Origin of the sequence: Wenyingzhuangia heitensis (genome assembly GCF_011762155.1) — a bacterium.
GTDB lineage: Bacteria > Bacteroidota > Bacteroidia > Flavobacteriales > Flavobacteriaceae > Wenyingzhuangia > Wenyingzhuangia heitensis.
In genome coordinates this window covers 18,082-33,880 of the sequence record NZ_JAASQL010000003.1, presented here as the reverse complement: position 1 = coordinate 33,880, position 15,799 = coordinate 18,082, and the positions used below count along the sequence as shown (strand labels likewise).

19 protein-coding genes are annotated in these 15,799 nt (G+C 31.3%); 16 read left to right on the top strand and 3 right to left on the bottom strand.

Annotated features, from left to right (window positions below; translation table 11 throughout):
- The first annotated feature begins 53 nt into the window (after window positions 1-53).
- From FHR24_RS10980 to FHR24_RS10955, 6 genes are read left to right on the top strand one after another with little or no spacing between them, the layout of a single operon-like run.
- Window positions 54-335: a DUF493 family protein gene (locus FHR24_RS10980; protein ID WP_167188425.1), complete on the top strand. Its 282-nt coding sequence runs from the start codon at window positions 54-56 to the stop codon at window positions 333-335.
- A 13-nt stretch (window positions 336-348) separates the two neighbouring features.
- Window positions 349-1,947 (top strand): peptidylprolyl isomerase, encoded by a 1,599-nt coding sequence (locus tag FHR24_RS10975; RefSeq protein WP_167188422.1) that lies wholly within the window; start codon window positions 349-351, stop codon window positions 1,945-1,947.
- The gene (locus FHR24_RS10970) at window positions 1,940-2,782 is read left to right on the top strand and encodes a hypothetical protein (protein WP_167188418.1); all 843 of its coding nucleotides are present in this window, start codon (window positions 1,940-1,942) and stop codon (window positions 2,780-2,782) included. Before FHR24_RS10975 ends, FHR24_RS10970 begins: the two co-directional genes overlap by 8 nt.
- Window positions 2,769-4,121: a peptidylprolyl isomerase gene (locus FHR24_RS10965; protein ID WP_167188415.1), complete on the top strand. Its 1,353-nt coding sequence runs from the start codon at window positions 2,769-2,771 to the stop codon at window positions 4,119-4,121. The genes FHR24_RS10970 and FHR24_RS10965 overlap by 14 nt, the downstream gene beginning before the upstream one ends.
- A 54-nt stretch (window positions 4,122-4,175) precedes the next feature.
- On the top strand, window positions 4,176-4,862 hold the full coding sequence (locus FHR24_RS10960; protein ID WP_167188412.1) for an ion channel: 687 nt from the start codon (window positions 4,176-4,178) through the stop codon (window positions 4,860-4,862).
- A gap of 6 nt (window positions 4,863-4,868) precedes the next feature.
- Complete coding sequence (locus FHR24_RS10955; RefSeq protein ID WP_167188409.1) at window positions 4,869-5,090, top strand: hypothetical protein; 222 nt, start codon at window positions 4,869-4,871, stop codon at window positions 5,088-5,090.
- Here FHR24_RS10955 and FHR24_RS10950 read toward each other — a convergent pair whose 3' ends face one another.
- Window positions 5,091-5,279: a hypothetical protein gene (locus FHR24_RS10950; RefSeq protein WP_167188406.1), complete on the bottom strand. Its 189-nt coding sequence runs from the start codon at window positions 5,277-5,279 to the stop codon at window positions 5,091-5,093.
- A 32-nt stretch (window positions 5,280-5,311) separates the two neighbouring features.
- On the opposite strand from FHR24_RS10950, the gene FHR24_RS10945 reads away from it, so the two are divergent.
- From FHR24_RS10945 to FHR24_RS10925, 5 genes are read left to right on the top strand one after another with little or no spacing between them, the layout of a single operon-like run.
- On the top strand, window positions 5,312-5,698 hold the full coding sequence (locus FHR24_RS10945; protein WP_167188403.1) for a pyrophosphohydrolase domain-containing protein: 387 nt from the start codon (window positions 5,312-5,314) through the stop codon (window positions 5,696-5,698).
- A gap of 40 nt (window positions 5,699-5,738) precedes the next feature.
- Window positions 5,739-7,049: a D-arabinono-1,4-lactone oxidase gene (locus tag FHR24_RS10940; RefSeq protein ID WP_243846545.1), complete on the top strand. Its 1,311-nt coding sequence runs from the start codon at window positions 5,739-5,741 to the stop codon at window positions 7,047-7,049.
- A 48-nt stretch (window positions 7,050-7,097) separates the two neighbouring features.
- Complete coding sequence (locus tag FHR24_RS10935; protein ID WP_167188402.1) at window positions 7,098-7,763, top strand: HAD family hydrolase; 666 nt, start codon at window positions 7,098-7,100, stop codon at window positions 7,761-7,763.
- A 3-nt stretch (window positions 7,764-7,766) separates the two neighbouring features.
- Window positions 7,767-8,996 carry a BaiN/RdsA family NAD(P)/FAD-dependent oxidoreductase gene (locus FHR24_RS10930; RefSeq protein WP_167188399.1) on the top strand — a complete coding sequence of 410 codons (1,230 nt, stop codon included), beginning with the start codon at window positions 7,767-7,769 and terminating at the stop codon, window positions 8,994-8,996.
- 3 nt (window positions 8,997-8,999) lie between these two features.
- Window positions 9,000-9,569: a pentapeptide repeat-containing protein gene (locus tag FHR24_RS10925; protein WP_167188397.1), complete on the top strand. Its 570-nt coding sequence runs from the start codon at window positions 9,000-9,002 to the stop codon at window positions 9,567-9,569.
- Here the strand turns inward: FHR24_RS10925 and FHR24_RS10920 are convergent.
- Window positions 9,559-9,795, bottom strand: coding sequence for a hypothetical protein (locus tag FHR24_RS10920; RefSeq protein ID WP_167188395.1), 237 nt, complete (start codon window positions 9,793-9,795; stop codon window positions 9,559-9,561). The two genes, FHR24_RS10925 and FHR24_RS10920, sit on opposite strands and share 11 nt — an antisense overlap.
- Before the next feature lie 102 nt (window positions 9,796-9,897).
- Between FHR24_RS10920 and FHR24_RS10915 the strand changes: the two genes are divergently transcribed.
- Genes FHR24_RS10915 through FHR24_RS10900 form a run of 4 tightly spaced genes read left to right on the top strand, consistent with a single transcriptional unit; the run spans window position 9,898 to window position 13,879 of the window.
- A complete protein-coding gene (locus FHR24_RS10915) occupies window positions 9,898-10,983 on the top strand; it encodes a diphosphomevalonate/mevalonate 3,5-bisphosphate decarboxylase family protein (RefSeq protein ID WP_167188393.1) in 1,086 nt (361 codons plus the stop codon).
- Between the two features lie 41 nt (window positions 10,984-11,024).
- A complete protein-coding gene (locus FHR24_RS10910) occupies window positions 11,025-11,951 on the top strand; it encodes a mevalonate kinase family protein (protein WP_167188391.1) in 927 nt (308 codons plus the stop codon).
- A 14-nt stretch (window positions 11,952-11,965) separates the two neighbouring features.
- Window positions 11,966-12,880 carry a geranylgeranylglycerol-phosphate geranylgeranyltransferase gene (locus tag FHR24_RS10905; RefSeq protein ID WP_167188389.1) on the top strand — a complete coding sequence of 305 codons (915 nt, stop codon included), beginning with the start codon at window positions 11,966-11,968 and terminating at the stop codon, window positions 12,878-12,880.
- A 48-nt stretch (window positions 12,881-12,928) separates the two neighbouring features.
- Window positions 12,929-13,879, top strand: coding sequence for a pseudouridine synthase (locus tag FHR24_RS10900; RefSeq protein WP_167188387.1), 951 nt, complete (start codon window positions 12,929-12,931; stop codon window positions 13,877-13,879).
- A gap of 39 nt (window positions 13,880-13,918) precedes the next feature.
- Here FHR24_RS10900 and FHR24_RS10895 read toward each other — a convergent pair whose 3' ends face one another.
- Complete coding sequence (locus tag FHR24_RS10895) at window positions 13,919-14,659, bottom strand: tyrosine-protein phosphatase (RefSeq protein ID WP_208412339.1); 741 nt, start codon at window positions 14,657-14,659, stop codon at window positions 13,919-13,921.
- A gap of 149 nt (window positions 14,660-14,808) precedes the next feature.
- On the opposite strand from FHR24_RS10895, the gene FHR24_RS10890 reads away from it, so the two are divergent.
- Window positions 14,809-15,765, top strand: coding sequence for an acetyl-CoA carboxylase carboxyltransferase subunit alpha (locus FHR24_RS10890; protein WP_167188385.1), 957 nt, complete (start codon window positions 14,809-14,811; stop codon window positions 15,763-15,765).
- Window positions 15,766-15,799: the final 34 nt, after the last annotated feature.

Here is a 15,799-nt window from a genome sequence, read left to right as displayed (position 1 = left end):
AAATAAGAAATAATTATAGTTTTGTAGCCTGATATACAAAGTAGAATGATAATATGGATAAAAAAGAAAAATTTTATAAAGATTTAAAGGAGAAATTAGAAGATAACACTAAATTTCCCTCAGATTATCTGTATAAATTTATTGTGCCCACCACAAAAAATCAGGTAAAAGAAATTGAAGGTTTTTTTAAGGGTAAAAAAGCAAAAATATCAACAAGAGCCTCTAAAACAGGTAAGTTTGTTAGTGTTTCTATTTTAATAAAAGTAAAAAGTGCTGATGAGGTTATTGCAAATTATCATTTGGTAGAAGGGGTAGAAGGGTTAATATCGTTATAATATTTTTAAAAATATGAAAAAGTACATTTTAGGAATTTTAATTTTAGGAAGTCAACTTGTTACCATTGCTCAAAAAAAAGAAAAAACCCTATTTAAAATAGACAAGGTACCCACTTATGTATCTGAATTTGAAAAATTGTTTAGCAGAAACAATGCAACCATAGGAGCTAGTGATTTTGAGCAAAATTTACAATTAATGGTAGATTACAAGCTAAAATTAAGACAAGCAAAACTAGAAGGGATAGATACATTAACGTCTTTGCAAAAAGAATTAAAAAAGTACAAAGCCGATTTAGCTTCTCCTTTTTTTACAGATGATGAAACGTTAAAAGATTTGTTAAACGAAGCATATAGCAGAAGTTTACATCAGGTAAAAGCAAGTCATATTTTAATTATGACAAAAGATAATGATACTATTGAAGCTTTTAACAAAATAAATAAAATAAAAAAAGAGTTAGACAAAGGAGCTGATTTTGAAAAACTAGCAGTACAATATTCTGAAGATAAAAGCGTTGAAAAAAACAAAGGAGATTTAGGATACTTTAGCGTTTTTAGAATGGTATATCCGTTTGAAAATGCTGCTTATTCTACACCTGTAGGGCAAGTGTCAAAAATTATAAAAACTCGTTTTGGATACCATTTGTTAAAAATTTACGACAAATCTAAAATAGATGGAAAACTAAAAGTAGCTCATGTAATGGTTGCGGGTTTAGAGGAGGATAAAAAACAAAAAATAGACAGTATCTATAAGCAATTAAAAGCTGGAGAAAAGTTTGAAATATTGACTAAAAAATATTCAGACGATAAAAGATCTGCGAATAATGGGGGGGAGTTAAAACCGTTTACCAAAGGAAGTTTACCACCTTCTTTTGAAGAGGTCGCATTTTCTTTAACGATCCCAAACTCTTATTCAGAACCATTTGCAACTCCTTACGGCTGGCACATTGTAAAGTACATTGGAAACGAACCAATGCCTAGCTTTGAAGAAGCTAAAGAAGGTTTAAAAAAGAAAATTTTAAACGACGATAGAGGAACAAAACCTAAAGAAGTAGCATTTAATAAATTAAAAGAAAAACACCATATAACAATTGATAAACAAGCGTTAAAAGTTTTTGAAAACGATAAAGTCTATCAAATATCTGCAGATAGTTTACAAAAAGTATTGATTCGTTTTAAAGATGAAGAAATAAAACAAAGTGACTTTGCTAACTACATTAAATCTAGAAGAGCTAGTAATCCTTCTGTTTATTTTGACAAATTTAAAACAGAAAAAACAAAGGAGTATGTTGTTGACCATTTAGAAGAAGAAAATGATAAGTTTAAAGAAACCATAAGTACATACAGAAATGGATTGGTTATTTTTGAACTGATGAAAACACATGTTTGGGATGTGCCTGTAAAACAACCTGAAAAAGTAGAAGACTTTTACCAAGAAAATTTTGAAAACTATAAAGAAAAAGGAGATAAATTTGAAGAAGTAAAAGGATATGTAGAAAGTGATTATCAAGACAAAATACAAAAAGAATGGTTGGCGGAATTAAGAGCCAATAGCAAAATTAAATTTTCTAGAAGACAAGTTAAAAAGCTAAAGAAAGCTTATCAAAATGAATAAACTCATCGCAATTTTTTCTTTGTTACTATTGGTTACTAGTTGTAATCAACAAAAAAGCACACCAACAAATGTAGTGGCTAAAGTCTATAACTATGTGCTAACTAAAGAAGAGTTAAAAGCAAATGTTATAAAAACCAATAGCATTGTAGATAGTTTAAAAGCAACGCAAGATTATATACAAAGCTGGTCTAGACAAAAATTATTGTACAGAAATGCCTTAATAAATTTAGACAACACCAAAGAGTTAGATGATTTAGTTAGAAAATACAAAGAAGAACTATATGTATCTTACTATAAAAATGCATTGGTAAATAAAAAGCTAGATACCTTAGTTTTTGAAAAAGAGATAGACAGTTTTTATGTTAAAAATTTCACCAATTTTAAATTAAATGAAAATTTAATTAAATTTAAATATATACACATAGATCCGAGTAACAGAAAGAAATACAACATAAGAAAGTTATTTGAAACAAATGATGTAGATGACAAACAAGAGATTTTAACAGATTATAAGGGGTATAACGATTTTTATTTTAACGATTCTACTTGGGTTTCCTTAAGAGATGTATACAGTAGAAAACCAGATTTTCCATTGTTAAGCTCTTTTGATCTGGCAAGAACCAACAGGTTAATAGAGAAAACCGGTGTAGATAAAAGTTTGTATTATATTTACATCAAAGAAATAGTGAATAAAGGAGATATTGCTCCATTGGCATATGTAAAGCCTACAATTAAGAATATATTATTACATAAAAATAAGATTAAGTTCTTTAATCAAATGGAACAAATTTTGATTGATGATGCTGTAAAACAAAAAAAATATGAAGTTTATTAAAAAAAGCCATGTGCTGATGATGCTACTTTTAAGTGTTGGATTTGTAAATGCCCAACAAAAAATAAAAGTAGATGGTGTTGCTGCTGTGGTGGGGGATAAAATAATTTTAGATTCTGATATTGTTAAATACAAACAAGAAATAGAAGCTAGAGCAGAAGGTGATGTGAATTTTAATAATTGCGAAGTAATGGAAGACATTATGACTCAAAAATTACTAGCGCATCAAGCAGTTATAGACAGTATTTTGGTGTCTGATGCAGAAGTAAATGCAGGAGTACAAAGAACTTTAGAACACTTTAAGTCTCAAATGGGAGATATGAATAAAGTAGTTTCTTTATATGGTTTTGATGACTTAGAAGATTTAACAAGTGAATTGACAAGAATTGAAAAAGAAAACTTACTAATTCAGAGAGAAAGACAAAGTGTGGTGAGCGAGGTTGTAGTAACTCCAGACGAAATTCGTTTTTTTTACAACGATTTAAAATCAAAAGGAGATTTACCAAGTTTTGGAATAGAGGTAGAATTATCACAAATAACCATTGATGCGCAACCTACAGAAGAAGCTGTTAAAGAGGTAATAGACAAGCTAAGCCAAATAAGAACAGATATAGAAAACGGATATAGTATGCGTTTAAAAGCCATTTTGTATTCAGAAGATCCAGGAGTAGCTCAAAATGGAGGTTTGTATACTATAACAAGACAAAGTCAGTTTGTAAAAGAGTTTAAAGAGGCAGCCTTTAGTATGGAAGAAGGAGAGGTTTCAGAACCTTTTAAATCTCAGTTTGGATACCATATTTTACAAGTAGAAAAAATTAAAGGACAACAAAGAGATGTAAGACATTTGTTGATTCAACCTAAAATTGAAGAAGAAAAGTTAACAGCAGCAAAAGATAAATTAGAAAAGGTACGAGCAGAAATTTTAGCTGGAGACATTACATTTGAAGAAGCTGTTGTTAAATATTCTGACGATAAAGCTACTCGTTTAAACAAAGGTAAATTGGTAAATCCTTATACAAATGATGCAAAGTTTGAACTAAACAAAATGGATCCTAAATTGTTTGCACAAGTAGACAAGTTAAGTCAAAACGATATTACAGCTCCTTTTTACGAAGAAACTAGAGAGGGTGAAAAAATGTATAAAATTATTAAAGTAACCAATAGAGTTGATGCTCATGAAGCTGATTTTGCAAAAGATTATGTGAAAATTCAGCAATTAGCATTACAAAAAAAAGAGCAAGAAACTTTAGACAAATGGTATACTTCTAGAATTAAAGACACTTATGTAAAGTTAAGTGCAGATCAAGAAACATGTGATTTTAAGTACAAGTGGTTACATTAAAAAGTAGTAAACAGCCTTGATTTTTAATCAAGGCTGTTTTTTTATAACGTTTTTATGGCAAAAGTTTTAAAAGATCCAGGTGTTGGTTACAAATCAAACAGAAATGCACAAAGAGTAATTGTTAACGGTCAATCTAATGTAAAGCACATTAATAGGTCTAAAACAATAGATGATTTATACACCTATTTAATCACCATTTCCTGGCCTTTGTTTTTTGGCTATGTATTGTGTGGTTATCTACTTATCAATTTAATATTTGCCCTTTTTTATTTTTCTATAGGTATTGATGAATTTAGAAATTCATCAGGAAATATATGGGAAGATTTTAGCACACTCTTTTTCTTTAGTGCACAAACAATTACAACTGTTGGCTATGGAGCTATAGCTCCCGAAGGAATTTTGGCAGGAGTACTGTCTTCTTTTGAAGCTTTAATCGGTTTGCTGTCTTTTTCTTTTATTACAGGTTTGCTATACGGTCGTTTTTCTAAACCAAAAGCAAAAATTTTGTTCTCAAAAAATCTTATTATTAGAGAGTTTGAAGGAGAAAGAACACTGATGTTTAGGGTCATGAGTAAGCGAACTAATTTAATGATAGAGCCTACACTAAATGCTGTAATTAATATTACAGAAAAAGACAATGGTGGGGAGTTTAGTAGGCAATTTTATCAATTAATTTTAGAAACCAATAAAATTATGTACTTACCTACTATGTGGACATTGGTGCATAAAATAAATAAATAAAGTCCTTTGTATAAATACTCTAATCAACAATTAAAAGAGCTGGAGGTAGAAATTTATATAGTGTTTAAATATCACGAAGAAGCTTTTAATCAACAATTGTATCAATTACATTCTTACGATTTTGGTCAACTTAAAATAGGCTATAAGTTTGGTCCTTCTTATACTTTTGATGAAGATGGATATACTGTTATAAACCACGATGAATTAAACAATCTGATTAAACTTTAATTATTTTAAAACAATCCTAATTAGGATAAAAGCAATAGTAATTAAAATACCACCTAAAAATACTTTGATTGCTGTATTTTTATAATGAATTTTATGACGTTGTAAATCTTTTCTATAGCTCCATATCATGGCAGCGGTAAAAGCAGTTACAAAAAAGATAGCAAAGTAAATTTGTCCTGTAGAAAACATAAAAAATAATTTTTAGCAAAATTAACAAACTAATGAAGAATAAAATCAAAGCCGTTCAAGAATTTCACACAGCATACAAATTAGGTTATAAAAACGAACCAATTGCTGCTATTGGAGAAGATAAAATTAAATTAAGGTTTAATTTAATGGACGAAGAAAATAAAGAATATTTAGAAGCAGCCGAGGAAGGAGATTTGGTTGAGGTAGCAGATGCTTTAGGAGATATGCTTTATATTTTATGTGGAACTATTATAGAACACGGAATGCAACATAAAATAGAAGAAGTTTTTAATGAAATTCAGCGTAGTAACATGAGTAAACTAGGAGAAGATGGAGAACCTATTTACAGAGAAGACGGAAAAGTATTAAAAGGACCTAACTATTTTAAACCAAATATTGAAAAAATATTAAAGAGTTAAGATTCCAAAATCAAACCAAAACCAAACCAAGAATATTATTTTGGAACAAAATACTCAAAACAAAAACAATCAATGGATCAGCTGGAATGAAAATGTAAAACATTCGTATTCTAACATGATCAAAGTTGCAAACGAACAAGACTTACAAATAGCAATTAAAGAAAATTCATCAATAAGAGTTTTTGGAAATCGTTTTTCTTCTGCAGACATTAGTGCTGGAACTCAAACTTTAGTAGAAATAAGTGCTTACAATAAAATTGTAAGTATAAATAGAAATACTAAAGAGGTAACCGTACAGGCAGGAGCAAGTCTAGAAAACGTAATTAATGTAATTCAGGCCTGTGGTTGGTGTATTCCATGTTTACCAGACATCGATAAAGTAACCATAGGAGGAGCATTGGCAACAGGAACGCACGGTACCAACGGATACATATTGTCTAAATATGTATCAAAATTTCGTATGGTATTAGCAGACGGAAGTATTAAAGAATTTACAAATGATGATTTAGAAACCGATGCCGTTCGTGTTTCTCTAGGCTTACTAGGTGTGTTCTCAGAAATCACCTTTGCGTGTGAAGACAATTATATTCTACATTTAAAAGAAGAACCTATGCGAGATTCTGCGTGGTTAGGCCAATTAGATGATTATTTAGCTACATATGATTTTGTGAGAATACTTTGGTTGCCACACACAGATCACGGATACGTAATTTTAGGAACCAAAGTAAATAAAGACTTTCAATTTGATAGAAAAGATACTCCAGCATACATAAAACATAGAAGAAAAACTTCTAAATTTTTATATCAGTACACACATAAGTATCCAAAATTTACGGCTACTGCTAATAAAATTTTATATAAATTATTTTTCACTCCAAAAAAAGAACATGCAGGTAGTTTGTATGATGCTACAGTAACTAAATCAAGAGGTGCTACTATGGAATTGGCAGAGTGGAGTGTAGATTACTCTAAATTTAAAGATTTGTTTGTAGAGTTAAAGCAAGTTTTAGATGATAAAACAAACAAAGCATATGTACACGTTCCTATGGATATTCGCTTTTTAAAAAAAGACAATGTTTGGTTAAGCAATGCATGTGATACTAATGTTGTAACCATGGGCTGTGTTTGTAGAAACTCTCCTGTTGCAGATGATTATGAAGCTTTTGATACTATTGAAGAGCTATTTTTAAAATATGGCGGAAAACCCCATTGGGCAAAACGTTTTAAAGTACAACACGATGGCTTTTTGAAATTATATCCAAAATGGAAGGATTTTAAAGCTTTAAGAGAAAAAATGGATCCGACGAATAAATTTCTAAATCCATATTTAACAAAAATTTTCACCAAATAATAGATGCCCTGAATTTGTTTCAGGGTATTTTTGTATAAAAATATCACAATGAGTAAACTTCCTTTTCCCAAAGCCGTATTGTTTGATTTTGATGGAGTTGTTGTAGACAGTGCCAATTGTCACGATGATGCCTGGGCTTCAGCTTTTAGAGAAATTTTTAACAAAGAAATTTGTCCGTTTCCTAGAGAATCTCATGCGGGAAAGGCTCCTTATTTAATTGCAGATTATTTTGCGGAATTTGGAGGAGATGTAAGTAGAGGAGCTGAGTTAAACAAATTAAAGCAAGAACATATTTTAAAAACTACAGTTCCACCCAAATTATTGCCAGGAGCTGTAGAAATTCAACAATTTTTAGAAGAAAACAAAATCCCTCACGGAATCGCAAGTAATGCGTATAGTGGTTTTGTGCAAAATTCAGTCAATCAAACAGGTATTGGTTTTAAAATATGCATGGGAGTAGATCAGTTTTCAGAACCTAAACCCAGTCCAGTTCCTTATTTAACTTTAGCAGAAAGGTTAGGCGTTAAAAAAGAAGACTACGCACATACTATTATTTTTGAAGATAGTTTAACGGGTATGAGAGCAGCAGCAGCTACAGGAATGGTGGCAGTAGGTGTGTTAACTCAATATTCTAAAGAAGAATTGTTGGCAAATGGAGCGGTAAAAGTGTTTCCAACTTTGTTAGAAGCTTACCAAGAGATTGTATCTTTGTAACCTATGCAAAAACATTACAACGTACTTATTGTAGGAGGTGGAGCAGCAGGTTTTTTTACGGCCATAAACACCAAGGAGAAAAACAGAAATCTATCTGTTTGTATTTTAGAAAAAGGAAAAGAAGTTTTACAAAAAGTAAAGATTTCTGGAGGAGGACGTTGCAATGTAACACATGCTTGTTTTGATCCTAAAGAATTAACAGAATTTTATCCTAGAGGAAAACGTGAATTGTTAGGGCCTTTTCATCAATTTATGACAGGTGATACCATGGAGTGGTTCGAGAATCATGGAGTACCTTTAAAAATTGAAAGTGATAATAGAATTTTTCCAGAATCAAACTCTTCTCAATCTATTATTGATTGTTTTTTAACAGCTACCCATGATTTGGATATCGAAATCAAAAAATCAGAAGGGGTTAAAGAAATTGATAAGATAGAAGAAACTCATCAATGGAAAGTAGTAACTAATAATGCAGAATATACTTGTGATTATTTGGTAATTACAGCAGGAAGTAGCAAACCTGTCTGGAAACTATTAACGGATAAAGGACACTCTGTTGTAGAACCGGTTCCATCTTTATTTACGTTTAATATTAAAGATCCTCTGTTAACAGATTTACCAGGTGTGGCAGTTCAAAATGTAGAAGTTTCTATAAAAGATACCAAACTAACAAGCACAGGTCCTTTGTTAATTACGCATTGGGGAACTAGCGGACCAGCAGTTTTAAAATTATCGGCTTTTGGAGCTATTTTGTTGGCAGAAAAAGACTATCAATACCAAGTAAAAGTAAATTGGTTGAGCTGTAATAAACAACAGGCTTTAGATGTATTGTTTAAAGCTAAAAAAACAGACGTAAAATCGATGTTAGAGAAACGCAGTCCGTTTGAAACCATTAGCAAACGTTTATGGAGCAGATTCTTAGAGGTGTGCGAGATTGATGGACAAACCAAATGGGCGGATATTTCTAATAAAAAATTAGAAGCATTGGCAAATCGTCTTACCGATACCGTGTTTCATGCACAAGGGAAAAGTACCTTTAAAGATGAATTTGTAACTGCGGGTGGCGTAAAACTAAAAGAAGTCAACTTTAAAAAATTTGAAAGTAAATTGCATCCCAATTTGTTTTTTGCAGGTGAAATTTTAAATATTGATGCCGTTACAGGTGGTTTTAATTTTCAAAATGCTTGGACAGGCGGATGGGTAGTTTCAGAAGCAATTACTTCTAATCTATAGAATATGGAAGATTATTTTGATGAGGTAGTTTTTGCCAATAAAGATTTTTCGGAGACAAAATTCCCTAAAGGAGAGTACGAACAATGCACTTTTAAAAATGTGAATTTTGCGAATACGGATTTGTCCAATATTGTGTTTTCTGATTGCGAGTTTATAGATTGTAATTTAAGCAATGCAAAAATTAGAAATACCTCTTTTCAAAATATAACGTTTTGCAATTGTAAAATGTTAGGGTTGCTTTTTAACCAATGTAATTCCTTTGGTTTTTCTGTGAACTTTAAAAATTGCCAGTTAAACGACTCTTCCTTTTATCAGGTAAAATTAAAAGGAAGTCAAATAATAGCATCCAAGTTGTTAAATGTAGATTTTACAGAAACAGACCTAACAAACGCAACAATTAAAGAGTGTGATTTGTTAAATGCTAGTTTTGAAAATACAATTTTAGAAAAAGCAGACTTTAGAACTTCTGTTCATTATAAAATTCACCCAGAAAACAATCGCATAAAAGGAGCTAAGTTTTCTTTAAGTTCTGTAACAGGTTTGTTAGATACTTATAAGATTGTTATTGATTAAAAACCTCACCTCTATGTGGTTTTAAGGCATCTCTGTACGTTTTCATATCGGCTTCATCAACTACAATAAAAGCAGTAGCCCACATTTCATTCACTTCGGCATGATCTACCAAGTAATAATGTAGTTTTTCTGCTTCGGCAAATTCTTTTAAATGGATGCAATGGTGTTTAGCGGTTCCTAATCCAGAAGGACCTTTAAAATCCCAAATCAATTTTAATTTTCTCATGCTTACAAATATAGTTTATCATCATTTAAAATAGGAATAGGGCTAGTTTAAATTTTAAAACTAATCAACTTAAAACTATATTTGCTCAAAATTGAGAAGAGTATGATGGGTCAAATTTTTATTCCAAAAACAGCAGGAACTTTAAAAGAATCTGGAACCGTAACTTGGCAAACACCTAGTAACATTGCCTTGGTTAAATATTGGGGAAAAAGAAATCCGCAGTTGCCAGAAAATACTTCTATCAGTTTTACGCTATCTAACTGTCATACTAAAACAACGCTTAGCTATACTAAAAAACAAGAGGTAGACAATCAGTTTGATTTTGATGTGATTTTTGAAGGAAAGAACAACAAAGCTTTTAAACCAAAAATCGAAACATTTTTTAAAAGAGTAGAGGCTTACGTTCCCTTTTTAAAAGAATACAGTTTTGTAATAGAGTCTAAAAATTCTTTTCCGCACAGTAGCGGAATTGCTTCCTCGGCGAGTGGAATGAGTGCGATTGCTTTGTGTTTAATGAGTATTGAAAAAGAAATCAATCCCAATTTAACAGAAGAGGAATTTTATCATAAAGCTTCTTTTTTAGCGCGTTTAGGATCTGGAAGTGCTTGTAGAAGTGTAAAAGGAGAAATTGTGGTGTGGGGAGAGCACCCGGAGGTTAAAGGAAGTTCAGATTTGTATGGAGTTGAGTTTAAAGATACGATAGCTCCTGTTTTTAAAAACTATCAAGACACTATTTTGTTGGTAGACAAAGGAGAAAAACAAGTAAGTAGTACCGTTGGGCACGATTTAATGCACGGACATCCGTTTGCAGAACAACGTTTTGCACAAGCACAAGAAAACATCAGTAAAATAAAAACCATTTTTGCCAAAGGAGCTGTAGATGATTTTATTGCATTGGTAGAAAGTGAGGCCTTAACCTTGCATGCGATGATGATGACAAGTAGCCCGTATTTTATTTTGATGAAACCAAATACGTTAGAAGTTATTAACAAAATATGGGCGTATAGAAAAGAAACAGGAAGCAAGTTGTGTTTTACGTTAGATGCAGGTGCCAATGTTCATGTATTGTATCCAGAAAGTGAAAAAGCAACCGTTCAACAGTTTATAAAACAAGATTTGGCTGTTTTTTGTAAAAATGGTGAGTATATACACGATCAGGTGGGAATGGGAGCAAATAAATTAACATAGAACAATTTTAATGTCTATATTTGCCCTATAATTAGGTAGTTATGAAAGGACCTTTGTTTTACGCAAAAATATTATTGTTTGGAGAATACGGAATTATTAAAGACTCTAAAGGTCTTGCAATTCCTTATAATTCCTACAATGGAGCTTTTAAAAAAGCAGACGTTTTAGAAGGAAAAGCATTAAAGTCTAATGGATACTTATTAGCATATTACAACTACTTAAAATCTTTAAAAACAGATCTTGTTCAGTTTGATTTGGCTCAGTTAGAACAAGACATTACGAACGGAATGTATTTTGACTCTAGTATTCCGCAAGGATACGGAGTGGGAAGTTCTGGAGCTATTGTAGCTGCTATTTATGAAAAATATGCAGAAGACAAAATAACTGTTTTAGAAAATTTAACAAAAGACAAACTGTTAAGGTTAAAAGCTATTTTTGGGTTGATGGAATCTTATTTTCATGGAACCAGTTCTGGTTTAGATCCTTTAAATAGTTATTTAAGTTTGCCTATATTAATTCAATCAAAAGACAATGTAGAATCTGTAGGGATTCCTTACCAGCAAAATGGAAAAGGAGCAGTGTTTTTACTAGACTCTAAAATGATTGGAGAAACAGAACCGATGGTAAATATTTTTATGGAAAAAATGAAGAACGAAGGTTTCCGTAAAATGTTAAGTGATGAGTTTGTAGCACATACAGATGCATGTGTAGATAATTTTTTACGAGGTGATGCAAAGTCTTTATTTGGAAATGTTAAAAAATTATCTAAAGTTGTATTAGACAATTTTAAACCAATGATTCCTAGTAAATTTCACGCTTTGTGGAAAAAAGGAATTGATTCTAACGACTATTATCTAAAACTTTGTGGTTCTGGTGGTGGTGGTTACATTTTAGGGTTTGCTCCAGATTTTGAAAAAGCGAAAGCATCTTTAACAGGTCATGACTTAGAATTGGTATATAGATTCTAAAAACAACTTTGGTCATGGAAAGTGCGACAACAAAAAAACATAAATTTTTAGGGTTGTTTTCGGCAATACGTGGTTACAATGTAGCTATGTTGATGTTGGCACAATATTTAGCCGCTATTTTTGTGTTTGCGGTAGACAAAACGTTAAAAGAAATTTTGTTAGATATTCATTTACATATTGTAGTAATAGCAACTTTTTTTGTGGTTTCCGCAGGGTATATTATCAACGATTTTTACGATGCCAAATTAGATGCAATTAACAAACCCATAAAAACACATATAGGGAATTGGGTGAGTAAAAACACCAAACTCCAAGTTTATTTTCTCTTTAATTTTATCGCTTTTGTATTAGGGTTTATAATTTCTTGGAAAGCAGCTACTTTTTTTGCCATTTATATTTTTTTAATATGGCTATATTCTCATAAACTTCAAAAATTTCCTGTAGTTAGAGTGTTGTCGGTATCTATATTAGACATACTTCCATTTTTTGTGATGTTTGTTTATTTTAACTACGTTTCCGAAATTATTTTGATGCACGGTGCTTTTTTGTATGGTTTGATATTGGTGAAAGAAATTATCAAAGATTTTGAAAGAACCAAAGGAGCTTTGCTCATAAACAGAGCAACTTTAATAACTAAATATGGAAAACGTAGTGTAAAAAGATATGTGTATTTAGTGTTAATAGGAGTTGCTTTTCCTGCTTATTACATTCTTAGTTTTCCAGAAATTGGGCTAATGCAATATTATTTTTACGGAGTGGTTTTATGGATTCCTTTCTTTTTATTTTTGTTGATAAAAGCAAAAACCTTTAAACATTATTTAATGTTACACAATATGCTAAAAGTAGTATTGGTGATAGGAGTTTTTAGTTTAGCTTTAATAGATACTTCGGTCTTGTTAATCAGGATATTAAATCAAGTAAAAATATAGTTATATATTGTAGATTCTTTCGTATTTTTGTCGTCCAAAATATATATAATGAATACAAATAAAAACTCGTCGGGAAGACGACAACAAGGTCAAGGAGGAAAAGGAAAGCCTTCTGGAAATTTTAAAGCCAACAGTAAGCGTTTTACAAAAAGACCTGCAACAGCTACTACAGAAAGTGATGAAGAGGTAAAAAAAGGTGCCAAGCCATTTTCTAAAAGTAAGCCTTTTAAGAAAACTTCAGCAACAGATGCTCCTAAAAAAAGAGTAGTAACTGTTCCTTCTAATCAAACAGGAATTCGATTAAATAAATACATTTCTAATGCGGGAATTTGTTCTCGTAGAGATGCAGATTTATATATAGAAACCGGAAGTGCTACCGTAAATGGTAAAGTAATTACGGAAATGGGATACAGAGTTCAACCTACAGATGAGGTTCGTTTTGACAATGTATTAATTAGCCCAGAAACAAAAAGATACGTTTTATTAAACAAACCTAAGAACTATATTACCACTATGGAAGATGAGCGTGGTAGAAAAACAGTGATGGAAATTGTTGATAAAGCTTGTAAAGAACGTATTTATCCGGTAGGAAGACTGGATAGAGATACTACAGGATTATTGTTATTTACCAACGATGGTGAACTAGCAAAAACCTTAACACATCCTAAACACAACAAACGTAAATTATACCATGCAACGTTAGATCATAAAGTGTCTTTAAAGCATTTACAATCCATAGCAGATGGACCTGTAATTGACGAGAAAAAAGTATGGGTAGATGATGTTGCTTATGTGCAAGGACAATCTAAAAATGAAGTAGGAATAGAAATTCACTCAGGACGTAATCGTATTGTACGTAAAATATTTGCTCATTTTGGGTATACCGTTGTAAAACTAGATAGAGTTATTTTTGCGGGATTGACCAAAAAGGATTTACCAAGAGGTCATTACAGACATTTAACACCACAAGAGGTGATTAATCTTAAAAACGGATTGTAAAAATAAAACCCCAACTAATTTAGTTGGGGTTTTTTATATTTAAAAAGAGAACTCTTTTATGTTGTTCTCAAACAACGGAGTTAATAATTTTTTTGTTTTTTGATTGGCCAACGTTTCCATTAATTTTACGTGTCTTTTATGATGTGTGTCTGAGCCAACAAACGTGTACATTCCTTCTTTTAAAAGCCTTTGTGCTGTTTTGGTAATTTCTTTACCATATTGAGGAGTTAAAGACAGTATGTTTAACTGAAACAAACAACCTGCATCTATTAATTTTTGATATTCAGAAAAGTCTTTATGATAAAAAGCATAACGTTCCGGGTGTGCTAAAACAGGAGTATATCCTTTGATCTGAATTTGAAATAAAATATCATCTAAGTTAAAAGGAGCATTAAAAAAAGACATTTCTACCAAAACATATTTTCCTTTTAAGGTTAAAATATCATCATTAGTAAGTAATTTACTAAAATTATTATCCATCATGTACTCTGCAGAAGCACTAATTTGAATGTCGTGATAGCCTCTTTCTTTTAATTCAGCTTGTAATAAAGCTTCTTTTTCTTTAATTGTGGCAGAACTATTTTCCCAAACATCACCCAAAACATGTGGAGTAGTTCTAAATTGCTTGATTCCAAAAGCGTACAGTTTCTCTATTAAAGCAATAGAATCTTCTATGTCTTTAGCCCCATCATCAATACCTGGTAACAAATGCGAGTGAATATCTACATAGTTTACAGGGTATAATTCGTTGATGTTAATTTTTTTATTAAATAAGCCCATTTTTACTTTAATTTCATTGAATTACAAAAGTAATTGTTTTTTAAGATAAGCAATGTGTTGACCTATGTTAATGTTAATTAAAAATTAAATAAAAGAGAAGCATAATTGTTTGAACTTAGTATATTTGTCCCTAGCCAAAATTTATAATGATGGAATATTTAGACTTTGAATTACCTATTAAGGAATTAGAAGAGCAATTACAAAAATGCGCTATTATTGGAGAAGAAAGCGAAGTTGATGTAACCAACACCTGTAAAGAGATTGAGGAAAAAATCATTCATCTTAAAAAAGACATTTACGAAAATTTAACGCCTTGGCAAAGAGTACAATTGTCAAGACACCCAAATAGACCTTATACATTAGATTATATTAAAGCTTTGGCTGGAGATACTTTCATGGAATTGCATGGAGATAGAACGGTAAAAGATGATAAAGCGATTGTTGGAGGACTTGGAAAAATAGGGGATCAGAGTTTTATGTTTATTGGACAGCAAAAAGGAATCAATACCAAAATGCGACAATACAGAAACTTTGGGATGGCCAATCCAGAAGGATACCGTAAAGCTTTACGTTTAATGCGTATGGCAGAAAAATTTGGAATTCCTGTTGTTACTTTTGTAGATACACCAGGAGCATATCCAGGTTTGGAAGCGGAAGAACGTGGACAAGGAGAAGCTATTGCTCGTAATATTTTTGAAATGTGTGTGTTAAAAACACCCATTATTACAATTATTATTGGAGAAGGAGCCTCTGGAGGAGCTTTAGGAATAGGTGTTGGAGATAGAGTGTTAATGATGGAAAACTCATGGTACTCTGTAATTTCACCAGAAAACTGTTCTTCTATTTTATGGAGATCTTGGGAGTTTAAAGAAAAAGCAGCAGCTGCTTTAAAATTAACATCTAAAGATATGAGTGCTTTAAAATTGGTAGATGGAGTAATTCCAGAACCTTTAGGAGGAGCGCATTCTGATAGAGAAACTACTTTTGCAACCGTAAAAGAGACGATAGAGAAATTGTTAAAAGATTTACAAGCTAAAGAGGTAGCAACTATGGTAAATGAACGTATTAATAAATACGCTAACATGGGAGTTTACGAAGAAAACTAGAAATTTTTCTTTTATAAAATAATAAAAATCCGAG

What these genes read in the sequence shown, in the direction of transcription:
- FHR24_RS10980 (WP_167188425.1), top strand. Translation starts at nt 54, where the DNA reads ATGGATAAAAAAGAAAAATTTTATAAAGATTTAAAGGAGAAATTAGAA.
- FHR24_RS10975 (WP_167188422.1), top strand. Translation starts at nt 349, where the DNA reads ATGAAAAAGTACATTTTAGGAATTTTAATTTTAGGAAGTCAACTTGTT.
- FHR24_RS10970 (WP_167188418.1), top strand. Translation starts at nt 1,940, where the DNA reads ATGAATAAACTCATCGCAATTTTTTCTTTGTTACTATTGGTTACTAGT.
- FHR24_RS10965 (WP_167188415.1), top strand. Translation starts at nt 2,769, where the DNA reads ATGAAGTTTATTAAAAAAAGCCATGTGCTGATGATGCTACTTTTAAGT.
- FHR24_RS10960 (WP_167188412.1), top strand. Translation starts at nt 4,176, where the DNA reads ATGGCAAAAGTTTTAAAAGATCCAGGTGTTGGTTACAAATCAAACAGA.
- FHR24_RS10950 (WP_167188406.1), bottom strand. Translation starts at nt 5,279, where the DNA reads ATGTTTTCTACAGGACAAATTTACTTTGCTATCTTTTTTGTAACTGCT.
- FHR24_RS10945 (WP_167188403.1), top strand. Translation starts at nt 5,312, where the DNA reads ATGAAGAATAAAATCAAAGCCGTTCAAGAATTTCACACAGCATACAAA.
- FHR24_RS10935 (WP_167188402.1), top strand. Translation starts at nt 7,098, where the DNA reads ATGAGTAAACTTCCTTTTCCCAAAGCCGTATTGTTTGATTTTGATGGA.
- FHR24_RS10930 (WP_167188399.1), top strand. Translation starts at nt 7,767, where the DNA reads ATGCAAAAACATTACAACGTACTTATTGTAGGAGGTGGAGCAGCAGGT.
- FHR24_RS10925 (WP_167188397.1), top strand. Translation starts at nt 9,000, where the DNA reads ATGGAAGATTATTTTGATGAGGTAGTTTTTGCCAATAAAGATTTTTCG.
- FHR24_RS10920 (WP_167188395.1), bottom strand. Translation starts at nt 9,795, where the DNA reads ATGAGAAAATTAAAATTGATTTGGGATTTTAAAGGTCCTTCTGGATTA.
- FHR24_RS10915 (WP_167188393.1), top strand. Translation starts at nt 9,898, where the DNA reads ATGATGGGTCAAATTTTTATTCCAAAAACAGCAGGAACTTTAAAAGAA.
- FHR24_RS10910 (WP_167188391.1), top strand. Translation starts at nt 11,025, where the DNA reads ATGAAAGGACCTTTGTTTTACGCAAAAATATTATTGTTTGGAGAATAC.
- FHR24_RS10905 (WP_167188389.1), top strand. Translation starts at nt 11,966, where the DNA reads ATGGAAAGTGCGACAACAAAAAAACATAAATTTTTAGGGTTGTTTTCG.
- FHR24_RS10900 (WP_167188387.1), top strand. Translation starts at nt 12,929, where the DNA reads ATGAATACAAATAAAAACTCGTCGGGAAGACGACAACAAGGTCAAGGA.
- FHR24_RS10895 (WP_208412339.1), bottom strand. Translation starts at nt 14,659, where the DNA reads ATGGGCTTATTTAATAAAAAAATTAACATCAACGAATTATACCCTGTA.
- FHR24_RS10890 (WP_167188385.1), top strand. Translation starts at nt 14,809, where the DNA reads ATGGAATATTTAGACTTTGAATTACCTATTAAGGAATTAGAAGAGCAA.